Origin of the sequence: Priestia megaterium (assembly GCF_046599315.1) — a bacterium.
In the GTDB taxonomy this organism is placed as follows: Bacteria; Bacillota; Bacilli; order Bacillales; family Bacillaceae_H; genus Priestia; species Priestia megaterium_F.
On sequence record NZ_JBKIKC010000019.1, the window covers coordinates 53,678 to 69,153 of the forward strand.

19 protein-coding genes and 1 pseudogene are annotated in these 15,476 nt (G+C 36.2%); 8 read left to right on the plus strand and 12 right to left on the minus strand.

The window, feature by feature from the left end; all coding sequences use genetic code 11:
- Positions 1-306: 306 nt before the first annotated feature.
- Positions 307-870, plus strand: a complete 564-nt coding sequence (locus tag ACLHDF_RS28530) for a YitT family protein (RefSeq protein WP_413921796.1) — start codon at positions 307-309, stop codon at positions 868-870.
- 28 nt (positions 871-898) lie between these two features.
- Here the strand turns inward: ACLHDF_RS28530 and ACLHDF_RS28535 are convergent, their stop codons facing one another.
- On the minus strand, positions 899-1,783 hold the full coding sequence (locus ACLHDF_RS28535; protein WP_413921797.1) for a diacylglycerol/lipid kinase family protein: 885 nt from the start codon (positions 1,781-1,783) through the stop codon (positions 899-901).
- Between the two features lie 223 nt (positions 1,784-2,006).
- Between ACLHDF_RS28535 and ACLHDF_RS28540 the strand changes: the two genes are divergently transcribed.
- A complete protein-coding gene (locus tag ACLHDF_RS28540) occupies positions 2,007-2,471 on the plus strand; it encodes a DUF4306 domain-containing protein (protein ID WP_413921798.1) in 465 nt (154 codons plus the stop codon).
- 57 nt (positions 2,472-2,528) lie between these two features.
- Here the strand turns inward: ACLHDF_RS28540 and ACLHDF_RS28545 are convergent, their stop codons facing one another.
- Positions 2,529-3,632: a citrate/2-methylcitrate synthase gene (locus tag ACLHDF_RS28545; RefSeq protein ID WP_413921799.1), complete on the minus strand. Its 1,104-nt coding sequence runs from the start codon at positions 3,630-3,632 to the stop codon at positions 2,529-2,531.
- Positions 3,633-4,041: 409 nt separating this feature from the next.
- Between ACLHDF_RS28545 and ACLHDF_RS28550 the strand changes: the two genes are divergently transcribed.
- Entirely contained in the window at positions 4,042-4,956 is a 915-nt protein-coding gene (locus ACLHDF_RS28550) for a LysR family transcriptional regulator (RefSeq protein WP_413921800.1), read from the plus strand.
- A 219-nt stretch (positions 4,957-5,175) separates the two neighbouring features.
- Here ACLHDF_RS28550 and ACLHDF_RS28555 read toward each other — a convergent pair whose 3' ends face one another.
- From ACLHDF_RS28555 to ACLHDF_RS28565, 3 genes are all read right to left on the minus strand, one after another.
- Positions 5,176-6,000, minus strand: coding sequence for an STAS domain-containing protein (locus ACLHDF_RS28555; RefSeq protein ID WP_413921801.1), 825 nt, complete (start codon positions 5,998-6,000; stop codon positions 5,176-5,178).
- The gene (locus tag ACLHDF_RS28560) at positions 5,987-6,652 is read right to left on the minus strand and encodes a B12-binding domain-containing protein (RefSeq protein WP_413921802.1); all 666 of its coding nucleotides are present in this window, start codon (positions 6,650-6,652) and stop codon (positions 5,987-5,989) included. Before ACLHDF_RS28560 ends, ACLHDF_RS28555 begins: the two co-directional genes overlap by 14 nt.
- Positions 6,653-7,000: 348 nt before the next feature.
- Entirely contained in the window at positions 7,001-7,264 is a 264-nt protein-coding gene (locus tag ACLHDF_RS28565; protein ID WP_413921803.1) for a hypothetical protein, read from the minus strand.
- A gap of 152 nt (positions 7,265-7,416) precedes the next feature.
- Here ACLHDF_RS28565 and ACLHDF_RS28570 point away from each other — a divergent pair, with 152 nt between their 5' ends.
- Together ACLHDF_RS28570 and ACLHDF_RS28575 are read left to right on the plus strand one after the other, a co-directional pair.
- Entirely contained in the window at positions 7,417-7,926 is a 510-nt protein-coding gene (locus ACLHDF_RS28570) for a PAS domain-containing protein (protein WP_413921804.1), read from the plus strand.
- Positions 7,927-8,427: 501 nt separating this feature from the next.
- Positions 8,428-9,261, plus strand: coding sequence for an STAS domain-containing protein (locus ACLHDF_RS28575; RefSeq protein ID WP_413921805.1), 834 nt, complete (start codon positions 8,428-8,430; stop codon positions 9,259-9,261).
- 36 nt (positions 9,262-9,297) lie between these two features.
- Here the strand turns inward: ACLHDF_RS28575 and ACLHDF_RS28580 are convergent, their stop codons facing one another.
- The 3 genes from ACLHDF_RS28580 to ACLHDF_RS28590 form a co-directional block, all read right to left on the minus strand.
- Positions 9,298-9,774, minus strand: coding sequence for a hypothetical protein (locus ACLHDF_RS28580; protein ID WP_413921806.1), 477 nt, complete (start codon positions 9,772-9,774; stop codon positions 9,298-9,300).
- Positions 9,775-9,909: 135 nt separating this feature from the next.
- Entirely contained in the window at positions 9,910-10,386 is a 477-nt protein-coding gene (locus ACLHDF_RS28585) for a hypothetical protein (RefSeq protein WP_413921807.1), read from the minus strand.
- Positions 10,387-10,511: 125 nt separating this feature from the next.
- On the minus strand, positions 10,512-11,300 hold the full coding sequence (locus ACLHDF_RS28590; RefSeq protein ID WP_413921808.1) for a GNAT family N-acetyltransferase: 789 nt from the start codon (positions 11,298-11,300) through the stop codon (positions 10,512-10,514).
- A 195-nt stretch (positions 11,301-11,495) separates the two neighbouring features.
- On the opposite strand from ACLHDF_RS28590, the gene ACLHDF_RS28595 reads away from it, so the two are divergent.
- Both ACLHDF_RS28595 and ACLHDF_RS28600 read left to right on the plus strand, forming a co-directional pair.
- Positions 11,496-11,759, plus strand: a complete 264-nt coding sequence (locus tag ACLHDF_RS28595) for a GlsB/YeaQ/YmgE family stress response membrane protein (RefSeq protein ID WP_413921809.1) — start codon at positions 11,496-11,498, stop codon at positions 11,757-11,759.
- Between the two features lie 158 nt (positions 11,760-11,917).
- Positions 11,918-12,103, plus strand: coding sequence for a Spo0E family sporulation regulatory protein-aspartic acid phosphatase (locus ACLHDF_RS28600; RefSeq protein ID WP_413921810.1), 186 nt, complete (start codon positions 11,918-11,920; stop codon positions 12,101-12,103).
- Positions 12,104-12,146: 43 nt separating this feature from the next.
- On the opposite strand, the gene ACLHDF_RS28605 is transcribed toward ACLHDF_RS28600, so the two are convergent.
- On the minus strand, positions 12,147-12,962 hold the full coding sequence (locus tag ACLHDF_RS28605; RefSeq protein WP_413921811.1) for an STAS domain-containing protein: 816 nt from the start codon (positions 12,960-12,962) through the stop codon (positions 12,147-12,149).
- Positions 12,963-13,311: 349 nt separating this feature from the next.
- On the opposite strand from ACLHDF_RS28605, the gene ACLHDF_RS28610 reads away from it, so the two are divergent.
- On the plus strand, positions 13,312-13,581 hold the full coding sequence (locus ACLHDF_RS28610) for a GlsB/YeaQ/YmgE family stress response membrane protein (RefSeq protein ID WP_413921812.1): 270 nt from the start codon (positions 13,312-13,314) through the stop codon (positions 13,579-13,581).
- Positions 13,582-13,863: 282 nt separating this feature from the next.
- Here ACLHDF_RS28610 and ACLHDF_RS28615 read toward each other — a convergent pair whose 3' ends face one another.
- The 3 genes and pseudogenes from ACLHDF_RS28615 to clpP all read right to left on the minus strand — a co-directional run bounded on the left by ACLHDF_RS28615 (position 13,864) and on the right by clpP (position 15,199).
- On the minus strand, positions 13,864-14,280 hold the full coding sequence (locus tag ACLHDF_RS28615) for a hypothetical protein (protein ID WP_413921813.1): 417 nt from the start codon (positions 14,278-14,280) through the stop codon (positions 13,864-13,866).
- A gap of 161 nt (positions 14,281-14,441) precedes the next feature.
- Positions 14,442-14,606 carry a hypothetical protein gene (locus ACLHDF_RS28620; RefSeq protein WP_413921814.1) on the minus strand — a complete coding sequence of 55 codons (165 nt, stop codon included), beginning with the start codon at positions 14,604-14,606 and terminating at the stop codon, positions 14,442-14,444.
- 12 nt (positions 14,607-14,618) lie between these two features.
- Positions 14,619-15,199: pseudogene (clpP, locus tag ACLHDF_RS28625) on the minus strand (ATP-dependent Clp endopeptidase proteolytic subunit ClpP).
- Positions 15,200-15,476: the final 277 nt, after the last annotated feature.

Below are 15,476 nucleotides of genomic sequence, written 5' to 3' on the forward strand. Positions count from 1 at the left end.
TCAACCCCTTTATAGAGTGGCGTACTTTTATCAGCTTATTACAATCGTATGCTTTTTACAGGACATAATTTATTTATATATTAAAACACACAAACAGTTAAACTCTATCGTAAAAGATCTAGAAATTGTCGTGAAAACAAAGTTAGCTTAACTATAGAATATTAAAGTTATAGAATCAATGATATTTTACATAATTTTCTTTTTTCTTCTTCTTTACTTCTAAATAACCTAAGCTTGCCATATATATAGATGGACGAGTGCTCCTGTTAAAATCTAACGTATAGGGTGAGGAATATTTTTTCGAGAGTGGTTTCGATTTGCTGTGGCAGCTTATTAATTGGAATAGGGCTAAACGGATTTATTGCTCCGTATCACTTACTAGACGGTGGACTTATAGGATTTGGACTTATCGTATATTATGTATTTGGAACTCCTATTGGAATGTCCATTTTCTTTTTGAACGTACCTGTCTATTTATATGCTTTTTTTCGTCATCGTCAAAACTTTTTTTATGGAAGTATCGGTTTATTTGTTTCTTTTTTCATGACAGAATGGCTGTCTATTCTCGAAGGGACGCTGAAGCTTCCTTTGCTCTTTAGCTCATTGCTCGGAGGCGCGCTCGTAGGAATGGGAATAGGGCTGATGCTTCGCTACGGAATCAGTTCGGACGGGCTTGATTTAATTGCTATTATTGTATCAAAAAAATGGAAAATTAATATAGGAATAACCATTTTTATCTTAGATAGTACAATTATGATAGTAGGCTTACATATTATCGGATTTACTGCTTTTTGCTATTCCATGCTTGTTATTACGATGAGCAGCATTATGATTATGCTCTTTACTTCTCCGCAATGGTTGTCTTCATAAAAAAACGCTGGAAAATTCCAGCGTTTTTTTATCTGTTTCCTACTATCATATTTATGTGATTGTGGAGAACCGTAATTGTTGAAGGTGTTGTAGTTTCCTTTTCTCCATCACAATCTACCGTTTTTTCGGGAGTGGTTTCGATATGCACTTCTTTTGCACGAAAATGCATGAGATTACTTTCAGGATTCAGCTGTTCCTCTTCAGGAGTGGTTTGCAACCATGCCATAACCGGCTCAACTCCCATTTCTTTAATAACAAATACATCTAATAATCCATCTTGAAATGAGCTGTTTCCTAGCATAGCACGAGTTCCTCCTAAAAAAGGACCATTTCCAATTAACACCATAACGGCTTCTCCTTCATAGGAAGCTTTTTCACTCGTCATTTTTAGTTGAAAAGGTTCTGCTTGATTTAATGTTCTACCTACGCTCATGTAATAGGAGAGTTTACCAAATCTCTCTTTGTTTTCTTCTAAAATATTTTCAGATACATCAGCTACGAGGCCGATTCCCCAAAAGTTTAAAAAATAATCTTCGCCATGCTTTCCAACGTCCACTGCCTCCGTTTGCTTTTCTATAATTTGCTCCACGGCTTTTAAAGGATTTTGATTCATTCCAATTGCACGCGAAAAGTCGTTGCACGTTCCTCCAGGTAAAATAGCACATAAAGGGCGTTGCTTTAGGGGAGCAAGAGCGTTGATGAGCTCATAAACTGTTCCGTCTCCTCCTGCCCCAATAATGACATCCACTTGGCCTTCTAATTTTCTTACTAGGTCGGCACCGTCTCCAGGTTGCTCTGTTTTATATAAAGTAACCGAATCAAATGCTGTGTTTAACCGATCACATATAAAGTCAATTTCATTTACTAATTTTTTGTTTCCAGCGTTTGGATTCAAAATTACTGCTGCTTTCATCTTTCTCTCTCCTCTATTCAAATCTTCCGTTTCATCTTTCTCTCTCCTCTATTCAAATCTTCCGTTTCATCTTTCTTCCCTTTCTTTTAAAAAAACAAACCTTTTCAAATATGAACGTTTTATGAAACCATCCCAATAGTACTTTTTTTACTTTCAAAACCTGCTATAATAATTTTCGGACTTGTATTAACAAAAGATGGTTATTGAGAGGAGCTTTCTATACGTGTCAATAAAATGCATGACGCAGCTATTTGCAAGTTGTTTTGTTTTTTTACTTTCCTCAGTCGCTACTTGGTATAACGGCTCTTCGATGCTTGAAGGACCTTTATCAGCTAGTTTGACCGGAGGGCTAACAAAGTCCTCGGCGGTTCATCACTATTCTCAAATCGATTATTTGTTATATACAATTAAATTCCACCCTCAGTTTCCAATTATGATGATGGTGAGCGGGATTTATTTGGTTGTATTACTATCTATTATTGGGTTCAAAAAGCGGTATGGATTGATTAGCTTCTGCTGTTTATGTATCACAGCGCTCTTATGCTACAGCAGCTATAAACTTTCACATACCCCTACCGAAGGTGAACACGCCATGATTACCTCTAGCTTAGCTGCAGCAAGTTTATGCTTAGCAGTCGGATTATTCTATTTATTAAAGCGATTTTATTCTCAAAAGGAATATATTTAACCATATGAAAAAAACGTCGGATCTACCGACGTTTTTTATATGAATTTAGGTTTATTATTATTGGTTTTGTTCGATTGGCGTATAACCTATATACGCAGACTGAGGTCGGTAAATACGGTTATTTTCTGACTGCTCTACGACATGAGCTGTCCAACCAACCACACGGCTTGCTGTAAAAGTTGGGGTAAATAGTTCAGACGGGAGCTCAACCGCTTTCATAACCGCTGCAGCGAAATATTCTACATTGGTATAAATACCTCGACCTGGCTTGTATTCATTTAGTAATTCAATGGTTTTATCTTCAATTTTAACAATTAAATCAAATAGCCCGTTATCTCCTGAGATTTGTTTCGATACTTCTTTTAATGCTTCTGCTCTCGGGTCATGTGTACGGTAAACGCGATGACCAAACCCCATAATTTTCTCTTTATTATCTAATTTTTTGCGAACCCAAGGCTCAATATTCTCTTCACTTCCAATTTCATCAAACATTGTAATAACACCAGAAGGAGCTCCTCCATGAAGCGGACCTTTCATCGCGCCAATTGCTCCGCAAATAGCTGAAACCATGTCAGACTCAGTAGATGAAATAACGCGTGATGAGAAGGTTGAAGCATTCATTCCATGTTCAATCGTCAAAACAAAATATGCATTCAGCGCAGTAACCAAACTTTGATCTGGAATTTCTCCATTAATCATGTATAAATAGTTTGCTACATGATCTAAGTGTTCGTTAGGCGCTACTACTTCTAAATCGTTCATTTTACGATACCAATAGGCAATAATAGTAGGTGTTATCGCTGTAATCGCAAGCGCCTGCTCTTTTGTTGGAGGCCAGCTGTATGAAGGATCTCCTAATGCTGAGATACATGTACGAAGCGCGCTCATCACTTCTGTATCTTTTGGCAAACAGTCCATTAATGCAACAATATTAGCCGGAAGCGTACGATGAGTCACCATTTTTTGTTTAAATGCTTTTAACTCATCATGATTTGGCAGAGTACCGTTCCAAATTAAATAAGAAACTTCTTCAAAAGAATAATTAATCGCCAAATCTTTTGCCCAATATCCGCGATAAATCAGTTGACCTTTCTCTCCATCAACATGCCCTACTTTTGTTTCAGCTGCAACGATTCCTTCTAGTCCTTTAACGTATGTCATCTCAACCACTCCTCCAATTATTTTTAACAAACCAGCCCTTTTTTCTATGTACGGCTCGTTTGCAGAATGAATAGACTCACCTTAGTGGTGCACTATACCATTTTATTCCTCTTTCTTAATTGTCAGAACAGTATACAAAATGAACATTTCAACACGTGCTCTTTCTGCGCTCGCGGCCTTGTTTTACGGGAGAAAAAAATATTTTCTTAGGACTTTCTTCGAGGGTGCTTTTTGTTAACGCTTACAAATATGCGGATTTCTAACGTATTTAGAGGAACTTGATGTGCTGGTTTTTAGATGAATCATTATTCACTTCCTTATGTAAGAGTTTACATTTATTTGAATCATAAGTAAAATAGATAAATAGAATAAATAGTATGAAAACTAAGAATACTAGTGAGGGGAATTTATGGATATTCGAGAACTGCAACATTTCATGGAAGTAGTTAATCAAAAAAGTTTCACGAAAGCAGCAGCTGCAATTCACTTGTCTCAGCCAGCATTAAGTAAAATTGTAAAAAAACTAGAAGAAGAACTCGGCGTAGATCTTTTTGATCGCTCGACTCGAAAGTTGACGTTAACTGATGCAGGACAGATTGTATACGGACAAAGCCAAAAGCTGGTATCCACTCTTCACGAACTGCATGCTTTGTTAGATGATTTAAGGAATTTGCCTACAGGAGATATTAAAGTGGGAATTCCTCCTTTAGTAGGGACTGTTGTTTTCCCGACGATTGCAAAAAACTTTACATCAAAACATCCTCAGGTGAAGTTAGAGCTTGTGGAACTTGGTGCCAAGCGAATTGTCGAACTTGTAGAAAACGAACAAGTAGACCTTGGTATTATCGTATTGCCTATTCAAAACCCTCTTTTTCATGTCTATCCGTTTATTGAAGAAGAGTTTAACTTATACATTCACCATGAGCATCCGCTGGCAGCTAAATCAATTGTTGCTTTGAGCGAGCTGAAAGAAGAGCCGTTTGTCCTGTTCAGCAAAGACTTTTCTCTTCATGATCGCATTATTCACGAGTGCATTCAAGCTGGTTTCCATCCAAAAATAGCATATGAAAGTTCTCAATGGGATTTGATTATTGAATTAGTCGCTTCTGAACTAGGTATTGCTATTTTACCAAAGTCTGTGTTTCCAAAAATCAATAATCCTTTTATTAAAAGTATTCCAATTGCTGCACCTACTCCAATGTGGGAGCTTGGCATCATCTTAAAAAAAGACCGCTATATGTCATATGCTACACGAGAACTTTTGTCCTTTCTAGTCGACCAAGACATCATTTTGCCGTCTCATACGATGTCAGCAAACTCATAATAAAAAAGCCTCTTCTTTTATTAAGAAGAGGCTTTTAGTCAGCTTTTATATCTTCTTCAATCTTTTTTGTCATGCGATTAACTAAAAACAAGCAGCTTCCTGCTAGAATTAGCAGCGCAATCCATAAGATGTATGAATATCAATAGATGTTTAATTATAAGAAGAGAAGTGTATACAGAAAGAGGAGAAAAAAGTTATTCTTTTTTCTCCTCTACTCTTTTAACTTACATTTTTATTCACGGCAATAATTTCACTCAGATTATTCATATAAATAATTTGATCACCAAACGTTCTATTTTTCAAAGAAGCCGTATGGTGCGGCTTCATGCCAATAATGTAGCATGTGATACCCATGAGATAGAAGGACTGCATAAAGCCTGCAAAAGCTTGAATTCCTTCGGTTGTTAATAGATCTAATCCTCCAAAGTCAAATAGAAGCGTAGTGTAATTTCCTTCGTGCGCACAGTTTTGCAAAATGGACGTATTTTCAGCTACAAGAGCTGTGTCTAGGTCCCCAAAAAGAGGTATAAGTCCTACTTTAGAGGATAATTTAATAAAAGAAGCGGACAATTGCTTAATTTTTTGTAATGATTTTTCAAGGCATTCTTTTTGTTCAAGCAGCTCAAAATCTGTATCTGCTAATCGTTTCCGATGGTCTTGTACAAGATTTGTTAACTCTTGTATACGTTCATCTTGACGAATACAAACTAAATGACCTACATCACCGTCCCATTGAATTAAGCATTCAAACAGTGAATACGGCGAATCATTGGTTTGCATCACAAGTTCTACTTTCTGAATGGCCTGCCCTCGACTTTGGACAAGCGTTTGCTCATCATGAGGCTCATCCACCGACAATTCTCTAGACTCTTTTTGGCGCAAGTTTAAGAACTTTCTCGCCTTTTCTTGACTAAATACGTCTACAAGATCTAAAAAATTAGCTGAAGGCTTAAACAAATGACCTGATTGTTGAGAACATTCCAAAATATTAAATTCAGTGTCCACTAAAAAGTAAGGAACTGGAACATATTCAAGCATCGACATTAACTTCCACTCCTTTTTGATAACTGATTAACCAGTTATTTAGTTGGTGAAGATCTGGAATTAGGCGTGTATGCTTAGAACAGTAAGAACGGAAATCAATTTGAGAAACTAAGCGCCCTCCTACCATTACAGTTGGCCTTGGTTCTAATTTGTCCAAAGTTTTAGTATATTCAGCAAGCCGCTCAATATGATAAGGGATGCTGACAGATAATCCTACCATTTGCGGCTTCCATTCCATAGCCATTTTCTCGGCGTATTCCAGAGGTAGATTGGCCCCTAAAAAGCGCGTATTCCAACCCTGTTCTTCAAACAATAAAGCCACCATCTTTAAACCAATAAAGTGCTGTTCTTGTTCCAAGCATAGAAGCAGTGCCTTTGGAGCGGTGTCTGAAGCGTGTCCCTGAATTTTTTTATAAAAGCGATAGCGAGTTAGCACATAATCACACGTCGTAGTTGCAACGTGCTCATCAGCTACAGAAATGATATTCTCTTCCCACATATCTCCAGTTACTCGCATTGCGGTTGTAATTAAATTTTCGTAAATATCTAGGCTGTTCTTTCCTTGTTGGATTTCTTCTAGCACAACTTCCCAAGCGCTATCTTGATCACCAGCTAATAAATAGCCTACAAATTGTTCTACTTGAGATTTCATTGTTTCACCTCAGTAAACGTAAAGCTTTTAAGAAACTTGGTTAAAAGCTTCTCGTCTTTCTTTTTCAGGATGGCCTAAAATATATACCACTTTTAGACTAACACATGTTTCCAATAGCAACAACCTAAAAATAGAATAATAACTTTTCATTTTACTACAATCAATAAAATATGGCTAGTATTTCACTAAATATTATCCTTTTCTTTTGACGAAAAAACCTCAGCACTTTAAGCCGAGGTTTTTTTACATTGTCATAGGCCATCAGAATGGAAATTAAGTCCATCTTTCTTTTTTATACGCTTATATGTATTTTCCACCTGCCATACATCGCCCTTCAAATATATGTATTTATGATTCTTCTACTCCCACCATAATGCTAATAAGATAGAGGGCTGTCATAACTGAGCCGATCGTATTCCACACCAAATGAATATATTGGTTGGTGGCCATAAATAAGTATACACTTAGCAATAGCAGCATTATTCCAAATAAAAAAGACCATCTAAATAATGACAGCGGACGCTTATACTTTAGATGCAAACAAAAAATGAGAATAAAGCCTACTAGCGCCATCACAAGGAAACTAACATTAAATAAATTAATAGTTATCACGTTTGTACACACTCCCTTTACCCCTTGGATTATCATAACATATTTTTCCTTATTTTTATTCTTTCTGTAACAGTAAACATGTCCAAAATTGTTTTTTAAAGGTGTTTATGTCACAATATTTTTATAAAAATCCCAAGGAATGAGAGAATGCGTTGACTACACCTGAAGCTCAAGATTCAAAATGGCACATTTTAAATAAAGCCCTTCATAGCTCACAATCTGGTATTATCGTGACCGACCCTTCTTTGCCTGATAATCCAATTATTTACCTGAATCAAGGTTTTTCCCTTATGACGGGCTATAAGGAAGAAGTATTAGGGGAAAATTGTCGTTTTCTACAAGGTCCTCTTACAGACCCGCACCACATTGATGAAATTCGTAGCGCTATCAGCCGCAATCAATCAGTTTCTGTTACGCTTGTCAATTATCGAAAAGACGGCTCTTCTTTCCATAATCAGTTGACGATTGATCCAACATACGTAGAAGAAGATAAATACTACTTTATCGGTGTTCAAAAAGATGTAACAACAGAAATCACAGCTTCAGCAAGCTTTAGAAGAAGTCGAAAGACTATCCACACCTATCGTGCCAATAGAGGAAGGAATCTCTGTTCTTCCATTAATCGGAACGTTAAACGACCGGCGTATAGAAATGCTATTTAACAGCTTCGCCTCGCGCAATACAAGCAGCAAAGATCGTTATTTAATTGTAGATGTCTCAGGGTTAGCTCAATTTAACAATTCATTCGGCCGTGATATTCTTAATATTTACAATTGACTGAAGCTCATGGGAACTGAGCTTGTTTTAAGGGGAATTTCTCCTAACATGGCCATACATATGAGCACTATAGAAGATGATATGTCCTTTATTTTAGTCTACCAAAGCATTAAAGATGCATTACCGAAGCTAAGAATATAAGGACAAGGACAATTGGTGAGCCTCATATAGAAAAATATTTAAAATGTATAAACGTTCTAGTAAAAAATGTTTATTTTTTAATAAATTGGTTTTAAAGCATGTAATTAGGGAAAACAACGCGTATAGGAAAAATAAATGCGCTTCATAATGGATTTATTTATAAGCATCCTCACTCTATATCAGGGGGTGCTTTTGTGCCTTTATTTGAAAATCAATTAGACTATACATATGTAAGGAGAGTCTTCATGCATAAAAATCAGGACTTATATCATTTTTTTAAAGAACATTCTCTTCAATTAACTGAAGACTGGTACAATCAGCTCGATGATAAAAATGAGTTCTCCGTGTATTCAAGTAAAAATCCAGCAATTGTGAAAGAACTGAAGCAGCAAAATCAAAATTATTTTCAGCATTTATTTGACGTATTTATAAAAGATGAGGAGTATTTTTTTTCGGATTTTCAGCAGTGGTCGATAGAACTTGCACGTGATCCCAAGCATTTAAGTACGCCTCTTCATTTTATTATTCGAGAATATTTTAATTCACAAAAAATTGCCGTTAATTACTTAAAAAAGTTTATCTCTTTGCATTCGGAGGATGTAAGCGCTGATCAGATATTTATGTGGTATGATATGGTTGTTAAAGCTTTTAATCTATCTGTTTATATCTTTATTCAAGAATATCATAAAAATACGCAAGAACAGCTGAACGCTCAGAAAGAGTTGATTGATGAATTAAGTTCTCCTGTCATCATGCTTCAAAACAAAGTTGCACTTCTGCCTCTTGTGGGGGATATCGGAACGGTCAAAAGTCAGTTTATTTTAGAAAATACGCTTCAGCAATGCTCGGAAAAAGGCGTTGAACATTTATGTATTGACCTGCTCGGTGTAGCTACGATTGACACGATGATGGCACAAGAGATTTTTAATTTAGTAAAAGCTCTTCGTTTAATTGGTGTGCAAACAATTTTATCTGGAATTCGACCGGAAATTTCTCAAACTGCAATTCGCTTAGGACTTTCATTTGAAAATGTTCACACTACTTCTTCGCTTGCGCAAGCGCTTAATTCTATTAGCTAAGCACAGGGCTCCCTATTCCAGCATAGAGAGCCCTATCTATGGTGTTTCAAATTTTACCGGAGTGTAGTAGACACGCCCGATTAGTTTTTTTCCTTTGCTATCCTTCCAGTCTGCTACGAGTATGTATCGATCACTGGGATAGGCAGAATCTACTGTAATAGCAGATGTTTTTTCTATGTCCTTTTTGTCCACTGTGTTTTCATAAATAGACTGATTGCGAATTTGTTTGTAATAAAGAGCATTAGGTTTTTGACCATCTATTTCAATTGACACTTGACCACCTTGAGAGACGGAGATGCTATCTTTCATAACGATTTGTCTAAAATTTTTTCGTTCGCCAAAATCAGCTTCACATTCAGTCCAACAAAAAAATAAAGGCTTAATGATGGCTTCTTTGCCTTCCGCTATTATTTTTATAGGCGGCGGGTAAGGATCTTTAAGCGTTTTAGCTGTAGGCACCTGACATGCGGCTAATAAAAATAAACTAAATAGGATAATCACCACTTTTTTCATACTATACCCTCCCTTTTTGTTAACGTGGTGCACGTAAGTGAATTGGTACATAGTATACTCTTTCGCCTATAACCAAAAGATTCCTTTATAATCAATAAAAAACAGCTGCCTATTTGTTTAGACAGCTGCTTGATTCTATTTATTTAGCATACTTATTTCTTTTTTCATATCTTTTTCTACATATTCCATTAAATCAGATACGTAGGTTTGAAGTGGTTTTGTTGCATCTTTATGGTCATTCATCGCTAATTCATAAATACTATCGATATTATCAATCATCAGTTCCATATCATCGATGACGCCCGTATGCTTATACATCGTTTTCATCGTAGGATCTAGGGATGCTAATTCATTATATTCGTAGTTTATCGTGTTTGAAATATCATCAAGTTCATTGATAAATTGTTTTTTAGTTTTTTTCTCGGACATAAGCTGATTATACTCTTTAAAAGCAGTTTGAAGGTTTTTTTGAGAGGCAGTCAATACTTTCAGCTGTTCTCGTCCTAAATAGTAATTGTAAATACTAGTAACAGTAAAATATCCCCCAAATGTGAGCGCGATTCCGACAACCAAACCTATCCAAAACGTGCTCGTTTTAAAAAAATGTTTCATAATGACTCCTTTTATCTGTGTTCTATGTACAACACTAGCTCATGCTGCTACTTTTTCCTAGGATACACCAAAAACGAAGTGGAAGCTACACTTTTTTAAAATTTTGTCGAATTTTGTCTCTTTTTTTACAAACTGCAGCACGATGTGTTTTCTTTTCCACCCCTATTTCTCCATCCATATACATCAAATTCGTTAACAGCTATAAAACCAAGTTTTTCATAGGCTGGCTTTCCTGCACTTGTGGCATGCAAAATACACGTATGAGCCTGTTTTTTTGCTACAGTAAGAACTTCCTTCAAATATTCGGTGGCCAGTCCTTTTCGCCTCATATGTCTAGCTGTAGTGATACAATACAAACCAGCTGTACCTTTATGAAAAAAGAGCGAACCAGCTACAGCTGGCTGATTGTGATAAAGACCAAGATACAACTGATATTGATCAGCGTGCTGCATAAGCTCTTTAAACCTTGACAGAAAGTCAGGCTGATTCTCTTTTGGTTTTTGATAGCCGTCTATGTATACTTTTATCCATTGTGTTAGGTCCTCTTCTGTGTGCACTCGCTTACATTGAAACCCTTCTACTCCTCCATTTATGTATTTCTTTTCTTGAATGAACTGAATCATTCCAATCCACTTTTCATAAGGAACAAATCCATTTTTACGAAGGACTGCTCCAAGGTTAACATCTGAAGATGGACCAACAATCCATAAAGGTTCCTCACCTTCTAGAGAACATATCTCTAAAGCAGGCTCAATATGACGGGTTCCTGCATATACTCCTCGGTTGTAAGGACGTGCAGAAATCCATTTAATTTCTGACGTATCCACTTTCACCGATTGCTCCGTATGCTGAAAATACATCCAGTGTTGAATTAAGTGCTGTTCTACTACATCGCTTTGATTTTTTATTTTCACTTCATTTCTCCTTTCTCTTTTAAACTATGTTTCTTTTTCTATTATATACTAGTTAGTCTATTTTCTATGAGACTATCGCAGCACGTAGACTTTTTTACAGTTTTTTTATTTTTTTGCTATTCTATGAATAGTTTTTTGTAAAGTGGGGTAATGACCTATATAAGCAATATATCACTAAAAAGGAGGAGAATATTCATGTCATTTTTATGGGCACTTATTGTGGGCGGTATTATCGGATGGCTTGCTGGATTAATTACAGGAAGAGATGTTCCCGGAGGTATTATTGGCAACATTATCGCTGGTTTTATCGGCTCTTGGTTAGGTTCAGTTATCTTTGGAAGCTTCGGACCAGTCATAGGTGGATTTGCTATTATTCCTGCTATTATCGGATCAATCATTTTAGTTTTAATCGTAAGTTTCATTATGAGAAAAATGCGTGGTAATCATAAACATGCATAATAAATTATTATATTAAAAAAAGAACCTCTGTTGAAAAGGAGGTTCTTTTTTTCTATGAAAAATTCTTAAAATTTGCTATTTTTAATTTCATAATATTGAAAAATAAGCCTATTAATGTTAATTTAACCATAATCCCTATAGAAAAATGAGGACTTAATATGCTGCTTTCAACTCCTGAAAAAGACAAATCTATGTATCAAATACTAATAGAAGAAATCGAGCAAACTCGAACATTAATGATTCAAACCGCTGTCCGTGAAGGCCTAACAAGTCCTAGCACACTTCAAGTTAGTCAATCATTAGATGTTTTATTAAATAAACTTCAAATTTTCTTCTACCAATAAAAGCCTATGATATGGTTACATACTCATGGGCTTTTATTTTATATTAGTCCGCTTGATTAACATATTCCACTGCTTGGTGAAGGCTACTGAAAGTTGTAATGTCAGCTAAATCTAACCCTAAATTCACCATTGTCTGGGCAATTTCAGCACGGATGCCGCTTAAAACAACTTGAATTCCTAATAATCTTAAAGCACTGATTACTTTAAAAATTTGGTCCGCTACCATCGTATCAATAATTGGAACCGCGTATAAATCAATAATCAACCAATTTAGCTTGTAGTCGCTGCCGTGTTGAAGCGCATTTTCCATTAAAATCTGAGCACGATTTGTATCTAAATCACCGACAAGAGGAATTACCCCAATTTCTTTCGTAATGCGTACCACGGGAATCGATAGTTCATCAATTGCATAGCGAGCGGATTGAATTTTATTTGCAAAGTCAGTCATATACGATTTACTAACCCAGTGCACGGCCTTATCCACTACAACGTTGAAACGAGAAATAACTTGATAGAAGGCATCAAATGTAAACGTCTCGGCTTTTGCTTCCTCTTTAATAATTTCACCGATAATATTTCGGTAATAGCTAATTTCTTCTAACGCTACATCTAATGGAAGCTGAAACACAACAAGTAAATTCGCTACTTCTCTTCCCCACTCCTCAAGCACTTCAAAGTTTTTTGTTTCATTTGTTGAGATAGAGTCAGCGTATATTTGAATTAAGTGAACACGCCACGGTTCTAGCTGCTGTTGAATATGTGTTTCTTCATATTTCTTTTGTTTTGAGAACTCTTCTTTTTTTTCTAAAATTAAATTTGTAATGTGTTTAAGCTTTTTATCTAATAATAATGACTCCATATTGTTCTCCCGTTAAGAATTAGTTTACTTAAAATGATATCACAAATACCGTTAAAAAAAGTAAACCTAAGGGAAAAAGCCTTAAAAAATGAACCAGATGTCCCCTTTTACGAATAGAATGAGCTATATTGAATCTAAAACGTACATGAGCTGAACTTTTTCCTTCATTTTATCGTTACTTACACAGTAAAGTCTCATACATAACTCTTCAATTTAACGTTGGGCTATCTTAGCATAGATGATAAATAGATGAAAAAATGTAAAAGAATTCGCAGCAAGCTTGTCGCATGACAAAGTGTGTTTTAGGAAAGACTGAAAAGGAATTCCCTATAAAAAGGAGGTTAGGTATATGTCATTTATTTGGACACTTATTGTTGGAGGACTTATCGGCTGGCTTGCTGGTGTGTTAACGGGACGAGATGTTCCAGGTGGAATTATCGGAAATATTATTGCTGGGTTCATTGGATCATGGTTAGGCTCTTTAATTTTTGGAGATCTCGGCCCAGAGGTTGGAGGATTCGCAATTGTTCCTGCTATTATTGGTGCTGTTATTTTAGTCTTAATTGTGAGTTTTGTTTTACGCAAAATGCGCGGAAATAACAATCATCGACATGCCTGAATAAAAAAGAGAAATCAGCTTCTTGATTTCTCTTTTTCCCTTACTATTAAAAATCCCTTTAACAAACGACCTTCCATAGAGATTCACTTCTTTATTACATTCAATAATTGCTGGTTGTCATTTCGTGTGCATCAAACACTTCTACATCCTCATAATCAAAACAAGCTCATTAGTAATGAACCGCTCTGTTCCTTGGAGGTCAGCAATCATACGAGAGAAGGTAGCTTCAATACTAATAAGCGCAGTTATAGCTTTCATTGGACACTACTTTATAGGTGACTTCTATTTTGGCTCTACTAATTCAATAAATGACATCGCTTGTTTACCCTTTAACTGTGCGTAGTGTGTATCTGTAGCTAATTCAACTGTTTCGTTTCCTAAGTTTACCCACATCCGGTAAGATTGTACCTTTATATCCTTTTTAGTTTCTACCGGCTCAAAGTGAAGAATATAATTAGGTTTTCGAATCATTTCGGCTTTTTCTTCTCTCCATGATACATCTTTTAACCACTGCTGTACTTTTTGCACTTGATTTTGGTCTTTCATTTTAACCGCATGGCCATATTGATTATCGGCTATGTATTTTTCAATTACGAGCTTTTGCTCAACAGTATCGCTTGAAGCACTGCTTTGCTGACATCCTGTTATCATCCAACAAATAGCAATTAAAACAACTAATCCAGACCATACTTTTTTCATTTACATCTACCTTTCTTTTTGTAATTGAAATGAGATGTTCCTGTTGAATGTTGCTACCAGCTGCTCGCTTTTAAATCTCTTTTTGCATTCTCCTTTCTTCATATAAATCCCTGCTTCATTTACTTAAAAAAACTGAATCCCCGAAAGGATCCAGTTTTTCGTTACGATTCGACATCTTCTATGACATGAACAGCGCGAATAGCGGCATTTACTTTTACATGTTGAACACGTTCTTTGGCCTCTTGTATCGTCGTTGCTTCTACTTCTTGATAAAAAATCACGTTTCCCCATTCATATTCTACTGAATAACGATTTGCCTTTTCCACGGGGTATCCTCCTTATTGATGAACTAAAATTTGATCAATTAAGCCATACTCTTTTGCTTCATCTGCTGTAAAGAATGTGTCTCGATCCGTGTCTTTTTTAATTGTTGAAAGCGGCTGCCCTGTTCGTTCAGATAGTAATTCATTTAGGTGGTCTTTTAACCGTAAAATACGCTTCGCTCGAATCTCAATTTCAGCTGCTTGTCCTTTTGCTCCTCCTAGCGGCTGATGAATCATCACTTCGCTATTAGGAAGCGCAAAACGTTTCCCTTTTTTACCTCCTGCTAGTAAAACCGAACCATTGATGCCGCTAGCCCTATACACAATGTGCTTACATCTGCACGTATAAGCTGCATCGTATCAAAAATAGCCATGCCTGCTGTAATGGACCCTCCTGGTGAATTAATATAGATGCTGATATCTTTTTCTGAATTTTCTGCATCTAAAAACAGAAGCTGAGCGATAATGCTAGTAGCCGTATCATCTGTAACTTCACCTGTTAGCATAATCACTCGGTCGAGCAACAGTCTTGAATAAATATCATAGGCACGCTCTCCCCTGCTTGTTTGTTCTACTACATATGGAATTAAGTTCATTTGACCGCCTCTTTCCACTGAATTAGTACGAGCAAGCTTTTTCACTTTTGCACTGACTTCTTGATTTAAAAATGAATCACCTATCAAATCTTCATCTGTAAATGTAAGCATAAAAGAGTCCCTTTCTTGCTTCATACGCAAGCGTTCATCTCGGTAAGTCACAACTACTGCAATCTCTGCTTTCTGATATGAAACGGTTTCTTCTGTGTAAAGCTCTACTAATAGAGGTTCATCCTCAATATGCTTTATTTCAATTTGCCCCTGTTCGTTTTCGCGA

What these genes read in the sequence shown, in the direction of transcription:
- ACLHDF_RS28535 (WP_413921797.1), bottom strand. Translation starts at nt 1,783, where the DNA reads ATGAAAGCAGCAGTAATTTTGAATCCAAACGCTGGAAACAAAAAATTA.
- ACLHDF_RS28545 (WP_413921799.1), bottom strand. Translation starts at nt 3,632, where the DNA reads ATGACATACGTTAAAGGACTAGAAGGAATCGTTGCAGCTGAAACAAAA.
- ACLHDF_RS28550 (WP_413921800.1), top strand. Translation starts at nt 4,042, where the DNA reads ATGGATATTCGAGAACTGCAACATTTCATGGAAGTAGTTAATCAAAAA.
- ACLHDF_RS28555 (WP_413921801.1), bottom strand. Translation starts at nt 6,000, where the DNA reads ATGTCGATGCTTGAATATGTTCCAGTTCCTTACTTTTTAGTGGACACT.
- ACLHDF_RS28560 (WP_413921802.1), bottom strand. Translation starts at nt 6,652, where the DNA reads ATGAAATCTCAAGTAGAACAATTTGTAGGCTATTTATTAGCTGGTGAT.
- ACLHDF_RS28575 (WP_413921805.1), top strand. Translation starts at nt 8,428, where the DNA reads ATGCATAAAAATCAGGACTTATATCATTTTTTTAAAGAACATTCTCTT.
- ACLHDF_RS28580 (WP_413921806.1), bottom strand. Translation starts at nt 9,774, where the DNA reads ATGAAAAAAGTGGTGATTATCCTATTTAGTTTATTTTTATTAGCCGCA.
- ACLHDF_RS28585 (WP_413921807.1), bottom strand. Translation starts at nt 10,386, where the DNA reads ATGAAACATTTTTTTAAAACGAGCACGTTTTGGATAGGTTTGGTTGTC.
- ACLHDF_RS28595 (WP_413921809.1), top strand. Translation starts at nt 11,496, where the DNA reads ATGTCATTTTTATGGGCACTTATTGTGGGCGGTATTATCGGATGGCTT.
- ACLHDF_RS28600 (WP_413921810.1), top strand. Translation starts at nt 11,918, where the DNA reads ATGCTGCTTTCAACTCCTGAAAAAGACAAATCTATGTATCAAATACTA.
- ACLHDF_RS28605 (WP_413921811.1), bottom strand. Translation starts at nt 12,962, where the DNA reads ATGGAGTCATTATTATTAGATAAAAAGCTTAAACACATTACAAATTTA.
- ACLHDF_RS28610 (WP_413921812.1), top strand. Translation starts at nt 13,312, where the DNA reads ATGTCATTTATTTGGACACTTATTGTTGGAGGACTTATCGGCTGGCTT.
- ACLHDF_RS28615 (WP_413921813.1), bottom strand. Translation starts at nt 14,280, where the DNA reads ATGAAAAAAGTATGGTCTGGATTAGTTGTTTTAATTGCTATTTGTTGG.